The 14,684-nt window shown below is 66.7% G+C and carries 17 protein-coding genes; 3 read left to right on the top strand and 14 right to left on the bottom strand.

What is annotated here, in order from left to right; all coding sequences use genetic code 11:
- Positions 1-96: 96 nt before the first annotated feature.
- Genes AC5P5X_RS16515 through surE form a run of 4 tightly spaced genes read right to left on the bottom strand, consistent with a single transcriptional unit; the run spans position 97 to position 2,977 of the window.
- The gene (locus tag AC5P5X_RS16515) at positions 97-894 is read right to left on the bottom strand and encodes a peptidoglycan DD-metalloendopeptidase family protein (protein WP_111173717.1); all 798 of its coding nucleotides are present in this window, start codon (positions 892-894) and stop codon (positions 97-99) included.
- The gene (locus tag AC5P5X_RS16510; protein ID WP_005409010.1) at positions 891-1,505 is read right to left on the bottom strand and encodes a YqaA family protein; all 615 of its coding nucleotides are present in this window, start codon (positions 1,503-1,505) and stop codon (positions 891-893) included. The genes AC5P5X_RS16515 and AC5P5X_RS16510 overlap by 4 nt, the downstream gene beginning before the upstream one ends.
- Positions 1,506-1,523: 18 nt before the next feature.
- Positions 1,524-2,201, bottom strand: a complete 678-nt coding sequence (locus tag AC5P5X_RS16505) for a protein-L-isoaspartate(D-aspartate) O-methyltransferase (protein ID WP_099474119.1) — start codon at positions 2,199-2,201, stop codon at positions 1,524-1,526.
- Complete coding sequence (gene surE, locus AC5P5X_RS16500; protein WP_010485979.1) at positions 2,198-2,977, bottom strand: 5'/3'-nucleotidase SurE; 780 nt, start codon at positions 2,975-2,977, stop codon at positions 2,198-2,200. Before surE ends, AC5P5X_RS16505 begins: the two co-directional genes overlap by 4 nt.
- Positions 2,978-3,186: 209 nt before the next feature.
- Between surE and AC5P5X_RS16495 the strand changes: the two genes are divergently transcribed.
- Positions 3,187-3,726 carry a Smr/MutS family protein gene (locus AC5P5X_RS16495; RefSeq protein ID WP_111189628.1) on the top strand — a complete coding sequence of 180 codons (540 nt, stop codon included), beginning with the start codon at positions 3,187-3,189 and terminating at the stop codon, positions 3,724-3,726.
- 123 nt (positions 3,727-3,849) lie between these two features.
- On the opposite strand, the gene truD is transcribed toward AC5P5X_RS16495, so the two are convergent.
- From truD to AC5P5X_RS16445, 10 genes are all read right to left on the bottom strand, one after another.
- Positions 3,850-4,881, bottom strand: coding sequence for a tRNA pseudouridine(13) synthase TruD (gene truD / locus AC5P5X_RS16490; protein WP_099474117.1), 1,032 nt, complete (start codon positions 4,879-4,881; stop codon positions 3,850-3,852).
- Complete coding sequence (gene ispF, locus AC5P5X_RS16485; protein WP_005409005.1) at positions 4,878-5,375, bottom strand: 2-C-methyl-D-erythritol 2,4-cyclodiphosphate synthase; 498 nt, start codon at positions 5,373-5,375, stop codon at positions 4,878-4,880. The genes truD and ispF overlap by 4 nt, the downstream gene beginning before the upstream one ends.
- 34 nt (positions 5,376-5,409) lie before the next feature.
- On the bottom strand, positions 5,410-6,108 hold the full coding sequence (gene ispD, locus AC5P5X_RS16480) for a 2-C-methyl-D-erythritol 4-phosphate cytidylyltransferase (protein WP_005409004.1): 699 nt from the start codon (positions 6,106-6,108) through the stop codon (positions 5,410-5,412).
- A complete protein-coding gene (gene ftsB / locus AC5P5X_RS16475; protein ID WP_005412924.1) occupies positions 6,105-6,458 on the bottom strand; it encodes a cell division protein FtsB in 354 nt (117 codons plus the stop codon). The genes ispD and ftsB overlap by 4 nt, the downstream gene beginning before the upstream one ends.
- 4 nt (positions 6,459-6,462) lie before the next feature.
- Entirely contained in the window at positions 6,463-7,755 is a 1,293-nt protein-coding gene (gene eno, locus AC5P5X_RS16470; protein ID WP_005409002.1) for a phosphopyruvate hydratase, read from the bottom strand.
- 96 nt (positions 7,756-7,851) lie between these two features.
- A complete protein-coding gene (locus tag AC5P5X_RS16465) occupies positions 7,852-8,181 on the bottom strand; it encodes a hypothetical protein (RefSeq protein WP_043034332.1) in 330 nt (109 codons plus the stop codon).
- Positions 8,181-8,528 (bottom strand): hypothetical protein, encoded by a 348-nt coding sequence (locus tag AC5P5X_RS16460; protein WP_111189627.1) that lies wholly within the window; start codon positions 8,526-8,528, stop codon positions 8,181-8,183. Before AC5P5X_RS16460 ends, AC5P5X_RS16465 begins: the two co-directional genes overlap by 1 nt.
- Positions 8,525-9,355, bottom strand: coding sequence for a 3-deoxy-8-phosphooctulonate synthase (gene kdsA / locus AC5P5X_RS16455; protein ID WP_005408999.1), 831 nt, complete (start codon positions 9,353-9,355; stop codon positions 8,525-8,527). Before kdsA ends, AC5P5X_RS16460 begins: the two co-directional genes overlap by 4 nt.
- Positions 9,356-9,444: 89 nt before the next feature.
- Positions 9,445-11,109: a CTP synthase gene (gene pyrG / locus AC5P5X_RS16450; RefSeq protein WP_005408998.1), complete on the bottom strand. Its 1,665-nt coding sequence runs from the start codon at positions 11,107-11,109 to the stop codon at positions 9,445-9,447.
- Between the two features lie 400 nt (positions 11,110-11,509).
- Positions 11,510-11,743 (bottom strand): hypothetical protein, encoded by a 234-nt coding sequence (locus tag AC5P5X_RS16445; RefSeq protein WP_005408997.1) that lies wholly within the window; start codon positions 11,741-11,743, stop codon positions 11,510-11,512.
- A gap of 172 nt (positions 11,744-11,915) precedes the next feature.
- On the opposite strand from AC5P5X_RS16445, the gene parE reads away from it, so the two are divergent.
- Positions 11,916-13,805: a DNA topoisomerase IV subunit B gene (gene parE / locus AC5P5X_RS16440; protein ID WP_005408996.1), complete on the top strand. Its 1,890-nt coding sequence runs from the start codon at positions 11,916-11,918 to the stop codon at positions 13,803-13,805.
- A gap of 191 nt (positions 13,806-13,996) precedes the next feature.
- Entirely contained in the window at positions 13,997-14,575 is a 579-nt protein-coding gene (locus tag AC5P5X_RS16435; protein WP_012479721.1) for a GNAT family N-acetyltransferase, read from the top strand.
- The last annotated feature ends 109 nt before the right edge of the window (positions 14,576-14,684 follow it).

Below are 14,684 nucleotides of genomic sequence, written 5' to 3'. Positions count from 1 at the left end.
TGAGCCGAGGGCGTTTGCGGCCCATGGGCCGCGCCGTTGGCGAACGCCCGGCGCGCTGCGCCGGGCCGGGGATCCGCCCAGATGGCGAATCAACGATCAGCGTGCCGGCAGGTACTGCTGCGGGTCCACCGGCTTGCCGTTATAGCGGATCTCGAAGTGGACCATGTCGCGGTTCGCACCGGTGCGGCCCATCTCGGCGATCTGCTCACCGGCCTTCACGCTCTGTCCTTCATTCACCAGGCGCTTGCGGTTGTGGCCATAGGCCGACAGCCACTGGTCGCTGTGCTTGATGATGATCAGCTCGCCGTAGCCGACCAGGCCGGCGCCGGAGTACACCACCACACCGTTGGCGGTGGCCTTGACCGGCTGGCCGCTGGTACCGGCGATGTCCACGCCCTGCTTGGTCGCGTCACCGGCCACGTAGCGGCCGACGATCGCGCCATCGGCCGGCCAGCGCCAGGCGATATTGCTCTTCACCGGACCCACCGGCGCCGGGGCCGGGGCCGGGGCCGATGTGGTACTGCCGCCGCTGCTGCCACCCGAGCGCGGCGGGGTGACCACCGTGGTCGGCGCGCGGCCGCCGCTGGCACCGGCCGGATACAGTCGGATCACCTGCCCCGGATGGATAGTCGAGGGGTTGTCCAGGCTGTTCCAGGCAATCAGGTCGGCCGGGGTGATGTCATGGATGCGGGCCAGCGCATAGATGGTATCGCCCTTGCGCACCACCACGGTCTGCCCGGGCTTGGGCACCGAGGTCTTCGGCGTGGTCACACCACCGCCGGTGCTGCCACCACCAGGACGAACCACGGTTGCGGTGCCGCAGGCGGCCAGGGTGGAAACCAGCAACGCCAGCGCGCCGATGCGCACTCCCTTGCTCAGACGATCAGGATTCATGCGAACTTCGACCTCCATACAAGCCAGGCGATCAGCACCACCACCAACGCGGTGGCGATCCAGCCCAGCGGTTCAATCCAGCGACGCAGTGCCGCTTCAGCACGCGCACCACCGATACGGATGACCGCAGCCAGCACGAACACGCGCTTGCCGCGACCGATCAGCATGCTCAACAGGTACTGCGGCATCGGCACGCCGACGATACCCGATGCCCACGTGAAGACCTTCATCGGGATGGGCATGAAGCCGCCCAGCACCAGGAAGGTGAACACCGCCCATGGCGACTCGGCCATCTTGGCCTGCACGGTGGTGATGCCCTGCTCGATGGCCGGCAGCATGCCCAGTGCTTCGAACAACGGCTTGATCGCTTCGAAGGCATAATGACCCAATGCATAGCCAATCAGCGCGCCGACCATCGAGCCAGCCAGGCTGAGGGTGGCGAACCACCAGCCGCGTTTCGGCTGGGCCACGCACATCGGCGCCAGCATCACTTCCGGCATCACCGGAAAGATGATCGCCTCGAAGAAGCTCAACACCGTCAGGTAGGTCGGCGCGCGTTCGTGCGCCGCCCACTTCATCGCCCGCTCGTACAGCGGCCCGAAAATCTTCATGCAACCCTGCTCCGTGGATTAGTCGAGCATGCCGGACAGCAGCGGCACGAAGGTGACCGGCGCCAGCACGCGTTGTTCGATGCTGCCGTCAGCCCTGCGGTCCAGCTGCACCAGCGACTGCCCACCCGGCCCGCCGACCGGCGCCACCAGGCGGCCGCCCTCGGCCAGCTGCTCGACCAGTTCATCGACCAGTGCAGGCGCCGCGGCGGTGACGACGATGGCATCGAACGGGCCGTGCTCGGCCCAGCCGGCGCGGCCATCATCATGCTTGGTGCGGATGTTCATGCCCAGCGCACGGAAGCGCTTGCGCGCCTGTCGCAGCAGGTCGCCGATGCGTTCGACGGTGTAGATCTCCAGGCCCAGCGCGCCGAGCACGGCGGCCTGGTAGCCGGAGCCGGTACCGACTTCCAGCACTTTCTTTGGCGAGACCTGCAGCACGGCTTCGGTCATGCGCGCCACCACCCACGGCTGCGAGATGGTCTGGCCGTGGCCGATCGGCAGGGCGGTGTCTTCGTAGGCGCGTGACGCCAGCGCTTCGTCGATGAACAGATGACGTGGCACCACCCGGATCGCATTCAAGGTCGACTCGTCGACGATGCCAGCCTCGCGCAGGCGATCGACCAGGCGGTCGCGCACACGCTGCGAGGTCATGCCGATGCCGACGGCTTCCGGTTGCAGGCGCAGGCGTGGGCTCATGCCGGCTGGTCCAGCGCGGCGCTGAGGCCGCCGACCCAGCTGGCCACTTTCTCCAGTGCCTGGTAGCGGGTCAGATCGACCTGGATCGGGGTAATCGAGATGTGGCCGGTGCGTACCGCGTGGAAATCGGTGCCGGGGCCGGAGTCCTGCTCACGACCGGCCGGGCCGATCCAGTAGACCTCGTTGCCGCGTGGGTCCTTCTGCGCGATGCAGCCTTCTGCACGATGGCGGTTGCCCAGGCGGGTGACCTCGAAGCCCTTGACCTCGCTCCACGGCAGGTCCGGCACGTTGACGTTGAGGATGGTGTCAGCCGGCAACGGATCGGCCTTGAGCCGGGCGACGATCTCCACCGCAGCGCGCGCGGCGGTCTCGAAGTGTTTCGGATCGTGGTTGCGGGTGACCAGCGAGACCGCCACCGCCGGCAGGCCGAGGAAGCGACCTTCCATCGCCGCCGAGACGGTGCCGGAATAGATCACGTCATCGCCGAGGTTGGCGGCGTTGTTGATGCCGGATACGACAATGTCGGGTTCGAACTCGAGCAGCCCGGTCAGTGCCAGGTGCACGCAGTCGGTCGGGGTACCAGCCACCGAGACGGTGTAATGGTCGATGCGCTTGAGGCGGATCGGCAGGTCCAGGGTCAGCGAATTGCTGGCGCCGGAGCGATCGCGGTCGGGCGCGACCACCGTGACTTCGTGACCGGCCTCACGCAGCACCGAAGCAAGCATCCGGATGCCTGCGGCGTCGACGCCATCGTCGTTACTGACCAGGATTCGCATCTTCGATTTAACCGCTTGATTTTCCAAGAATTCGATTCCATCACCGTGCAGTGTGGGCGGGACCGTCGTACTCCCCTGCGGAAGCCGTCGACCCTGCAAGGGCATCGTCTATTGTGCCGCATGCGAGCCGCCGGTCCTACCCTGCCGGCGGTCACGGCCGACATCGAACCGTCATAGGCAGACCTGCGCCAGCGGTTTACCCTGTGCGCATGTCGCACCCTGAAGACGAAGATCCGGCCGCATTGTTCCGTGCGGCCATCGGCGAAGTGACGCCGCTGCGCAAGGATGCCGAGCCGGCACCGGCTGCGCCCCGGCCGAAGCCGCGCGCGCGTATGGCCGAACGTGACGAGGCCGAAGCCGCCGGCGAGTTCGCCCGGCTGCTGCGCGACAGCATGCCACTGGAAGCCGGCGACGTGGCCAGCTATCGCCGCGACAACCTGCCACCTCGCCTGTTCCAGCGCCTCAAGCGTGGCCAGTATTCGGTGCAGGACGAACTGGACCTGCATGGCGCCACCGCCGCGCAGGCCGAGACGCTGCTGCGCCAGTTCCTGCTGGAAGCGCATGCACACGAGTATGGCTGCGTGCGCATCATCCACGGCAAGGGATTGCAGTCCGACGGCGGTGCACCGGTACTGAAGAACCTGGTCGACCGCCTGCTGCGGCTGCGCAACGACGTACTGGCATTCCATTCGGCGCCGACCGGGCAAGGCGGCACCGGCGCGGTGCTGGTGCTGCTGGCGCGGCGCTGAAAAAAGGGGACGCCATGAGTCCAGGTAGAGTCGACTGTCAGTCGACTGCTCTTCCAGCGGCAAGCGAATACCCCGCGCTGCGCGCGCAAGTCGACTGACAGTCGACTCTACCGCGCGCCCTGCTCAGGCCTGCGAGGCGTCTTCGACCGGGCCGAGCTCGTGCAGCACGGCGGTGGCGTAGCAGCCCGGCGGCAGCGCGAACGATAGCTCCAGCACGTCATCGCCCAGCCACTGGTGCTGCAACAACGCGGGGCGCAGGCGCAGCGCGCGGCGCTCCTGCTTCAGGCGCGCGTCTTCCAGCCCGGCCCGCAGTGCCTTCGATTCCTCGTCGTGGAGTGCGGCCAGCTCCAGCTCGCGTGCCACTTCGGTGCTGCGCAGCTCCCCTTCGCCCCACAGCGGTGCGCTGGGATGGATGTCGAACCGCGCGAGGCGCTCGGCCAGCACGTCGGTGTACGGCTCCGGGCCGAACACGCTGCGGCTGCCGTCCAGCATCCACACCTCGCCGTCCAGTGGCTGATCCCAGTTGCCCTGCTCCACGCGCGCAGCCAGCACGCGGTTGAACAGCGCCGATCGGGCGGCAGACAGCAGCAGTGAACGCTGGTCCTTGCGCATGCGGCGGCCACCGAACATCGCCAGTGCCGCCGGCACGTTGCCGCCGTCACGGCCAAAGCGCTGCTCGCCAAACCAGTTCGGCAGGCCGCGCCCGGCAATCTGCTGCAGGCGTTCGCTGATCGCTGCGGCATCGCCCCGCACCTCGCGCAGCACCAGCTTGAAGCGGTTGCCGGCCAGTGCGCCACGCTGCAGCTTGCGGTTGTGCCAGGTCGCTTCGAGCACTTCGATCTCGTCACTGGCCAGCTCGGCCAGGTCCGGCGCAATGCGCTTGGGCAGGTGCACGCTGAAACGCTGGGTGGTGACCGCGTGGCGGTCTTTCATGCCGGCGTAACTCACCGCCATTTCCGGCAGGCCCGCCCACTTGGCCAGCACCTTGGCCACATGCACGGTGTTGGCACCGCGCTTTCGGATGTGCAGCAACAGGTGCTCGCCTTCACCGGTGGCCTCGAAGGCCGGCAGCTCGTCAACCTGGAAATCGTCTGGCGTGGTGCGGATGCGCGCCGTCAACAACGGCGCACCAAATGCCAACGGCAGCGGAATCATGCCGCCACCAGCAACACGACCGCCTGTGCGGCAATGCCTTCACCACGGCCGGTGAAGCCCAGTTTTTCCGAGGTGGTGGCCTTGACGCTGACTGCATCCAGCGGCAACTGCAGCAGGCCGCCGATGCGCTCACGCATCGCCAGCGCATGCGGGCCAACCTTCGGCCGCTCGCAGATCACGGTGATGTCGGTGTTGCCGACGCGCCAGCCGCGCTCGCGCAGCAGGCTGTCGCAATGACGCACGAAGTCGCTGCTGTCGGCGCCCTTCCAGCGGTCGTCACTGGGTGGGAAATGCTGGCCGATGTCGCCCAGCGCAAGCGCACCGAGCATCGCATCGCACAAGGCGTGCAGGATCACGTCGCCATCGCTGTGCGCAAGCACGCCACAGCTGTGTGGAACGTTCACGCCGCCAAGCATGATGTGATCGCCTTCGCCGAAGGCATGGACGTCGTAGCCCTGGCCGATGCGGACGGGCGGGAACGGTGCGGTGCTCATGGATGCAACCCTTGCAGCAGGGCCACGCGGACGGTCAGCCGGCGCGGCGGGAAAGTACGAATTCGAACCGGTCCAGATCGGCCGGGGTGGTGACCTTGAAGTTGTCCTCGCTGCCTTCTACCAGCAGCGGGCGCTGGCCCTGGCGCTCCATGGCCATCGCCTCGTCGGTGACTTCAACACCGGCGGCAGCGGCGTCGGACAGCGCGCGGCTGAGCTGGTGGCGGCGGAACAGCTGCGGGGTCAGTGCACGCCACAGGCGCTCACGCGGCTCGGTGCCATCGATGCCACCGTCGTCGCCTGCACGCTTGAGCGTGTCACGTACCGGTGCGGCCAGGATCGCCCCCACCGGGTCGGTACGACCGACTTCAAGCAGGCGGCCGAGATCGGCCGGCGACAAGTTCGGCCGCGCGGCATCGTGGACCAGTACGAACTCATCAGCGCGCACCGTCTCCGGCAGCGCCTGCAGGCCAGCCAGCACCGAAGCGGCACGGGTCGCGCCACCGATGCAGGTCAGCACCGGCTTGCCCGCCCACTCGTTCCAGCCGGGCCAGTCGGCGTCGTCCTGGCCGATCACCACCATCGCCCCGGCCACGGCCGGGTGCGCCAGCAGGGCGTCCAGGGTATGGGCAAGCAGGATCTGTCCCCCTGCCTGCAGGTATTGCTTGGGCAACGGCGCGCCGAAGCGGGTGCCACGGCCCGCAGCCGGAACCACGACCCAGATGGCCGCACTCATGGCACGTCCGCCGGGTGGTCGCCAACCTGCGCACTGACACCTGCCGCAGGCTGCGCCGGGTGGACCGGCGCGTCCTCGACCACACGATAGAACTTCTCGCCGGGCTTGATCATGCCCAGCTCGCTGCGTGCGCGCTCCTCGATGGCGGACTGGCCTTCCTTGAGGTCCTTCACTTCGGCAGCGAGCGCGTCGTTGCGCTGCTGCAGACCCTCATTGTCCCGCTCCTGATTGGCGACCTGGGCTTCAAGCATCATCACTTCGCCCGAATTGCCCGGACCAAACCAGAAGCGGTACTGCAGCCAGCCCAGCAGCAGGGCCAGCACCAGCAGCATCCAGCGCCAGTCGCGCATCGGCTCAGCGCTTCAGCGAAACGAACGCGTCACGACCGGCGTAACGCGCGCCGGCGCCGAGGGCTTCCTCGATGCGCAGCAGCTGGTTGTACTTGGCCACGCGATCGCTGCGGCACAGCGAACCGGTCTTGATCTGGGTGGCGGTGGTGGCCACTGCGATGTCGGCGATGGTGGTGTCTTCGGTTTCGCCCGAACGGTGCGAGACCACCGCGGCATAACCGGCGCGGTCGGCCATGGCGATCGCTTCCAGGGTTTCGCTCAGGGTGCCGATCTGGTTGACCTTGATCAGGATCGCGTTGGCGGTGCCCGAGTCGATGCCTTCCTGGAAGATCTTCGGGTTGGTCACGAACAGGTCGTCACCGACCAGCTGCACCTTCTTGCCGATGCGGTCGGTCAGCAGCTTCCAGCCAGCCCAGTCGTTCTCGGCCAGGCCGTCTTCGATCGTGATGATCGGGTACTGCGCGGCCCAGTCGGCGAGGAAGTCGACGAACTGCTCGGAGGTCAGGCGCTTGTTCTCGCCGACCAGGTTGTACTTGCCGTTCTCGAAGAATTCGCTGGAGGCGACGTCCAGGCCCAGCAGCACGTCTTCACCGGCGGTGTAGCCGGCCTTGCCGATCGCTTCAAGGATGGTGTCCAGCGCTTCGACGTTGCTGCGGAAGTCCGGAGCAAAGCCGCCTTCGTCGCCGACCGCCGTGCTCAGGCCGTGGCCCTTCAGCACCGACTTCAGCGAATGGAAGATTTCGGTACCGGCACGCAGCGCTTCGGAGAACGAGGTGAAGCCGACCGGCAGCACCATGAATTCCTGGAAGTCGACGTTGTTGTCGGCGTGCGCGCCGCCGTTGATGATGTTCATCATCGGCACCGGCAGCGACGGGGTCACGCCGGTCCTGGCGGCCAGGTACTGCCACAGCGCCTGCTTGTTCGACGCGGCGGCGGCGTGCGCAGCGGCCATCGAAACACCCAGCAGCGCGTTGGCACCCAGGCGGCCCTTGTTCTCGGTGCCGTCGAGGTCGATCAGGCGACGGTCGAGGCCGGCCTGGTCGGTGGCCTCAAAGCCCTTCAGCGCGGCGGCAATCGTGGTGTTGACGTTGTCGACGGCCTTGCGCACGCCCTTGCCCAGGTAACGGGTCTTGTCGCCGTCACGCAGCTCGACCGCTTCCTTGGTGCCGGTCGAGGCGCCGGAGGGAACCGCGGCACGACCGAACGAACCGTCCTCCAGGATGACTTCGGCTTCCAGCGTGGGGTTGCCACGACTGTCGAGGATTTCACGGGCGTGGATGCTGCGGATCGTGCTCATGGTCGGACCGGTTACCTGTCTGGAGAGGGGGCGACAAAACGAATGCCGCGTGATTATCCCCGGCTGCCCGCCACTTGCCAAATGGCGTGGGCGGCTTCAGCCCCAGCTGGACCCGATCACGATCAGGACCATCGACACCAGCATCACCAGCAATGCACCAGCAACCGCCGCCAGGATGGGGCCACGCCGCCGTCGCCAGGCCAGCACCATCGCAACCGGGCTACCCAGGAAGGACAGCACCATCGTGACCAGTGCGCCCAGCAACCACCACTGCGTGGTCTGCACGCCGTTGTTCCCGTCCCCCGGCGGCCGGAAACCGGCGGTGAAGGCCAGTACGCCCACCACCAGGGCGATCCAGGTCAACACGGACAGCCCCAGAGCGATCAGGCCCCAGGGCCAGCCTCGCGCCGATGTGGTCGCATTCATCAAAGCACTCCGTAGAACAGGGCGCCGAGCCAGAGCGAGAGCAGGATGATCGCCAGGCCGGCGGCCACCTTGCCGCGATTCAGCCTCCAGGCCTGCACAGCAGCAGCGACGCATCCCACTGCACCGAGCAGCTCTGCCACCAGCAGCGCAATGAAGTACGCGCGCAGATCGAGTGCGCTGCTGCCATCACCCGGCGGCCGCACGGACGCGGCACCGATCAGCACCAGCCCGAACATGCCCACGGTGAACAGCACGGCCAGGCCCAGTGCGATCAGGCCCCACGGCCACTGTTTGCAGTGCCGGCGGCGGCGCTGGGTTTCCAGCGCCAGCCACGGGTCACGACTCACGCGAAGCGCGAGAAGCCGTGCTTCTTGGTCACTGCGTCGAGTTCCATCAAGGTCTCAAGCAGTGCTTCCATCTGGTCCAGCGGCCACGCATTGGGGCCATCGGACAGCGCCTTGGACGGATCCGGATGGGTCTCGGCGAACAGGCCGGAGATGCCCACCGCCACGGCGGCACGGGCCAGCACCGGCACGTGCTCGCGCTGGCCACCGGAACTGGTGCCCTGCCCGCCCGGCAGCTGCACCGAATGGGTGGCGTCGAACACCACCGGGCAACCGGTGTCGCGCATCACCGCCAGCGAACGCATGTCGCTGACCAGGTTGTTGTAGCCGAAGCTGGCACCACGTTCGCAGACCATGATCTGCTCGTTGCCGGTGGCCTTGGCCTTCTCCACGACCGGCTTCATGTCCCACGGCGCCAGGAACTGGCCCTTCTTGATGTTGACCGGCTTGCCGGCCGAGCACACCTTGCGGATGAAGTCGGTCTGGCGGACCAGGAACGCCGGGGTCTGCAGCACGTCCACCACCGAGGCCACTTCGTCCATCGGGGTGTATTCGTGGACGTCGGTAAGCACCGGCACGCCGATCTGCTTCCTGACCTCGGCCAGGACCTTCAGGCCCTCTTCCATGCCCGGGCCACGGAACGCGGTGCCCGAAGTACGGTTGGCCTTGTCGAAGCTGGACTTGAAGATGAAGTTGACGCCGAGCTTGTCGGTGACTTCCTTCAACTTGCCGGCGGTATCGAGCTGCAGCTGCATCGACTCGATCACGCAGGGGCCGGCGATCAGGAACAGGGGCTGGTCCAGCCCGACCTCGAATCCACACAGTTTCATGGCGTTTCCTTGTTGTCCGCAGCACCGGCCGGGCCGGTGCGCTGGGGGTTGAAGCATGCAGGATGGGGGCCGAAGCCCCCATTCACAAGTCAGGCGCGCGCTTCGGAAAGCAGCTTGCCGCCGGCCTTGCGCTCGCGTGCGGCGCGGATGAAACCGATGAACAGCGGATGGCCGTCACGCGGCGTGGACAGAAATTCCGGGTGCGCCTGGCAGGCCAGGAACCACGGGTGCGCGTCGCGCGGCAGTTCGACCACTTCCACCAGGGTGTCGTCCATCGACTTGCCGGCGATCACCAGGCCGGCATCTTCCAGCTGGGTGCGGTAACGGTTGTTGAACTCGTAACGGTGGCGGTGACGCTCGGCGACGACGTCCTTGCCATACAGCTCGCGGGCCAGCGTGCCCGGCTTCAGGCGCTGTTCCTGCAGGCCCAGGCGCATGGTGCCGCCGAGGTCGCTCTTGTCGTCGCGCTTTTCCACGTCACCGGTCGCGGTGCGCCATTCGGTGATCAGGCCGATCACCGGGTTCGGCGACTGGCGGTCGTTCTCGGTGCTGTTGGCACCTTCCAGGCCGACCACGTTGCGCGCGTAGTCGACCACGGCCGCCTGCATGCCGTAGCAGATGCCGAAGTACGGCACCTGCTGCTCGCGGGCGAACTTCGAGGTCAGCACCTTGCCTTCGAAACCACGGTCACCGAAACCACCCGGCACCAGGATGCCGTCGACATCGGCCAGTGCGGCCATGTCGGTGCCTTCCAGGTCCTGTGCTTCCAGCCACTTCAGGTTGACCTTGGTGCGCTGGCGCAGGCCACCGTGCTTGAGGGCTTCGCCGACCGACTTGTAGGCATCCTGGTGATCGACGTACTTGCCAACCACGGCGATGGTCACTTCGTCCAGCGGATGCAGGGTCGCGTCGACCGCGTCTTCCCACATCGACAGGTCGACCGGGCCGGCCTTGTCGGCCAGCTTCAGCTGGTTGACCACGATCTCGTCCAGGCCCTGCGCGTGCAGGCCCGACGGAATGCGGTACAGCACGTCCACGTCCGGCACGCTGATCACCGCGCGCTCGGAGACGTTGGTGAACTGGGCGATCTTGCGGCGCTCCGAATCCGGCACCGCCTGCTCGGAGCGGCACAGCAGCACGTCCGGCTGGATGCCGATCGAGCGCAGCTCCTTCACCGAATGCTGGGTCGGCTTGGTCTTCAGCTCGCCGGCGGCGCCGATGTACGGCACCAGGGTAAGGTGCATGAACAGCGCCTTCTCCGGGCCACGCTCGGTGCGCACCTGGCGGATCGCTTCCAGGAACGGCAGCGACTCGATGTCGCCGACAGTACCGCCGATCTCGACCAGCGCCACGTCGTAACCTTCGGTGGCTTCATCGATGCAGCGGCGGATCTCGTCGGTGATGTGCGGGATGACCTGCACGGTCGCGCCCAGATAGTCGCCACGGCGCTCCTTGCGGATCACGTTCTCGTAGATGCGGCCGGTGGTGACCGAGTTCTTGCGGCTCAGGCGGGTGCGCACGAAGCGCTCGTAGTGGCCCAGGTCGAGGTCGGTCTCGGCGCCGTCGTCGGTGACGTAGACCTCACCGTGCTGGAACGGGCTCATGGTGCCCGGGTCGACGTTGATGTACGGGTCGAGCTTCATCATCGTGACCTTCAGGCCACGGGCTTCGAGAATGGCGGCCAGTGACGCAGCGGCAATGCCTTTGCCGAGCGAGGACACCACGCCGCCGGTTACGAAAATCAAGGGAGTCATGGCTGCAAGCATCCTGTCTGGAAATGGAAAACGGCAGCACCACGCGCACCCGGAGGGCGGGCATGGAGCTTGAAGGGGGTTTTCCGGTTCGCTGGGGCAGCGAGGGAGGTGCTGGGCCGTGCGGCGGCAGGCGCCGGACGGGGACCACCCTGCGAGGTCGGGGCGGCCGTGCCGGTCAAATCGACCGTCACCTGCGACCCGCATTGCTGGCGACCACGCATGGCCGTGCCAGCCCATTCGCAAAGGGTGGACACGCACTTACTCCCGGAAAGCCATAGTTTACAGATTGATGGCCGCCAACCCAAGGGGCAGTTGCGGCCGTCACCCAAAAGAAACGCCCCGCTGGGCGGGGCGTCGGGGGGCGAATCCCTTGCGGCAAGGGCTTCGGAGGGCGGAAGAATTACTTCTTCTTCCGCGCCTCTTCTTCCTCTTCCTGCTGCGGGGCCGGCTGGCCCTGCGCCTTCATTTCGGCATTGGCCTGGGCGCGGCGCTTGGCCTTGGCATCGGCTTCGGCCTGCGCCTTGTCGGCCTGGCCACCCTGTTGCGGGGCCGGCTGGCCGGCGTTCTGCGCCACCACCAGCGGCACTGCAACGGCGGCAGCGGCCAGGATCGCAATGGTCAGCAACTTCTTCATGAGGTCCTCCTCGCGGTATGGCTTGGATGTTTCGACCCAACGGGGGTCGCCGGCATTCAGATTCCAGCGGCTGCCATTTTACCCCCTCTGCGTCGCCGAGACTGAACCGCAGGCGTGCAAAATCCCGTGCCAGACCCCACACTTGCCCGTCGCTCCAAGCTTTCGAAGACAGATGAACGCCCGCTATAACGCCGCCGATATTGAAGTCCTGTCCGGCCTTGACCCGGTCAAGCGCCGTCCCGGCATGTATACCGACACCGCGCGCCCGAACCACCTGGCGCAGGAAGTGATCGACAACTCGGTGGACGAGGCCCTCGCCGGCCACGCCCGCTCGATCGAGATCACCCTGTACAAGGATGGCAGCGTGGAGGTCAGCGATGACGGCCGCGGCATGCCGGTGGACATCCACCCGGAAGAGAAGATCCCGGGTGTCGAGCTGATCCTCACCCGCCTGCATGCGGGCGGCAAGTTCAGCAACAACAATTACACCTTCTCCGGCGGTCTGCACGGCGTCGGCGTCAGCGTGGTCAATGCGCTGTCGACCCTGGTGGAAGTGCACATCAAGCGCGAAGGTGCCGAGCACCGCATCACCTTCCGCAACGGCGACCGCGCCACGCCGCTGGAAGTGGTCGGCAGCGTCGGCAAGAAGAACACCGGCACCCGCGTGCGCTTCTGGCCTGACCCGAAATACTTCGACACGCCCAAGTTCGCGGTGCGCGCGCTGAAGCACCTGCTGCGCGCCAAGGCCGTGCTGTGCCCGGGCCTGACGGTCAAGCTGACCGATGAGGCCACCGGTGAAGTCGACACCTGGTACTACGAAGACGGCCTGCGCGATTACCTGAAGCTGGAACTGGGCGAACGCGAATCGCTGCCGGCCGACCTGTTCGTCGGCAACCTGAAGAAGGACACCGAGGTGGTGGACTGGGCCGTGGCCTGGCTGCCGGAAGGCGAGCTGGTGCAGGAAAGCTACGTCAACCTGATTCCCACCGCCCAGCACGGCACCCACGTCAACGGCCTGCGTACCGGCCTGACCGAGGCGCTGCGCGAGTTCTGCGACTTCCGCAACCTGCTGCCGCGCGGCGTCAAGCTGGCCCCGGAAGACGTGTGGGACCGCGTGTCGTTCGTGCTGTCGCTGAAGATGACCGATCCGCAGTTCAGTGGCCAGACCAAGGAACGCCTGTCCTCGCGCCAGGCCGCCGGCTTCGTTGAAGGCGCCGCCCACGATGCCTTCAGCCTGCTGTTGAACCAGAACGTCGAGCTGGGCGAGAAAATCGCGCAGATCGCCATCGAGCGCGCCAGCGCACGCCTGAAGACCGAGAAGCTGGTCGTCCGCAAGAAGGTCACCCAGGGCCCGGCCCTGCCCGGCAAGCTGGCCGACTGCATCAGCCAGGACCTGTCGCGTACCGAGCTGTTCCTGGTGGAAGGTGACTCGGCAGGGGGCAGCGCCAAGCAGGCCCGCGACAAGGACTTCCAGGCCATCATGCCGTTGCGCGGCAAGATCCTGAACACCTGGGAAGTCTCGTCCAACAGCGTGCTGGCCTCGGAGGAAGTACACAACCTGGCCATCGCCATCGGCTGCGACCCCGGCAAGGACGACATCAGCGGCCTGCGTTACGGCAAGGTCATCATCCTGGCCGACGCGGACTCCGACGGCCTGCACATCGCAACCCTGCTGACCGCACTGTTCCTGAAGCACTTCCCGGCGCTGGTCGATGCCGGCCACGTGTTCGTGGCGATGCCGCCGCTGTTCCGCATCGACGTGGGCAAGCAGGTGTTCTACGCCCTGGACGAGGAAGAAAAGCGCTCGATGCTGGACAAGATCGAACGCGAGAAGATCAAGGGCGCGATCAACGTCACCCGCTTCAAGGGCCTGGGCGAGATGAATCCGCCGCAGCTGCGCGAATCGACCATCCACCCGGATACGCGCCGCCTGGTGCAGCTGACCGTGGACGATCGCGAACAGACGAGCTCGCTGATGGACATGCTGCTGGCCAAGAAGCGCGCCTCCGACCGCAAGGGCTGGCTGGAGAGCAAGGGCGACCTGGCCTCGCTGGAAGTCTGATCCCGGCACGGGGTCGGATCCCTTTGTGGCAAAGGGCTCTGACCCGGTTGCCCGGTAGTGCCGGCCGCTGGCCGGCAACCTCGACTGCCGGCCAGCGACCGCCATTACCGGCTCATGCGCCCTTGGCATTACGCCGCCATCGGCAAACCCGGCGGCGGCATAATGCGCGTCCACCCGTGTGGACCATCGTATTGGCCAGCCACTCGCTGCTGTTTCCCGCCCTGCCGCTGCACAGCGCGCGGTTGGTGCTGAGCCCGATCCGCCGTGACGACGCGGCCGCGCTGTTCGCGCTGCAATCCAATCCGGACGTGATGCGCTGGTGGAACCATCCGGCCTGGACACGACCGGCCGAAGCCCGCGAACAGATCGACGACGACCTTGCCGCGCACGCGATCGGCACCCAGTTGAAGCTGGCCTTGCGCGAATCACCCAACGGCCCACTGCTGGGCGTCTGCGTCGCATTCGCCATTGATCGTGAGGCCATGCGGGCCGAGATCGGCTATCTGCTGGCGCCCGACCGCCAGGGCCAGGGCTACATGCATGAGGCCCTGCAGCAGATGCTGGGCTATCTGTTCCACACCCTGCACCTGCACCGCATCGAAGCCGAGATCGATCCACGCAACGTACCCTCGGCACATGTGCTTGACCGCCTCGGCTTCCACCGCGAGGGGGTGCTGCGCCAGCGCTGGCGCATCCAGGGCGAGCTTTCGGACTCGGCCGTCTATGGCCTGCTGGCCAACGACGAAGCGGCAGCCACCCTGCCCGTTTGATCCAATCTGGCCGCAAGCCGCTGCAGAACGTGGCCATGCCTTTGGACACATACGGCATGGCACTCCACCGGCCTAGCATCGGACCCCCCTTCCGCTGCCGATCCGGTGC

This window comes from Stenotrophomonas sp. YJH_SMC_91 (genome assembly GCF_059368495.1).
Note: the sequence above shows the minus strand (reverse complement) of the source record. Positions and strands in the feature narration are given on the sequence as shown.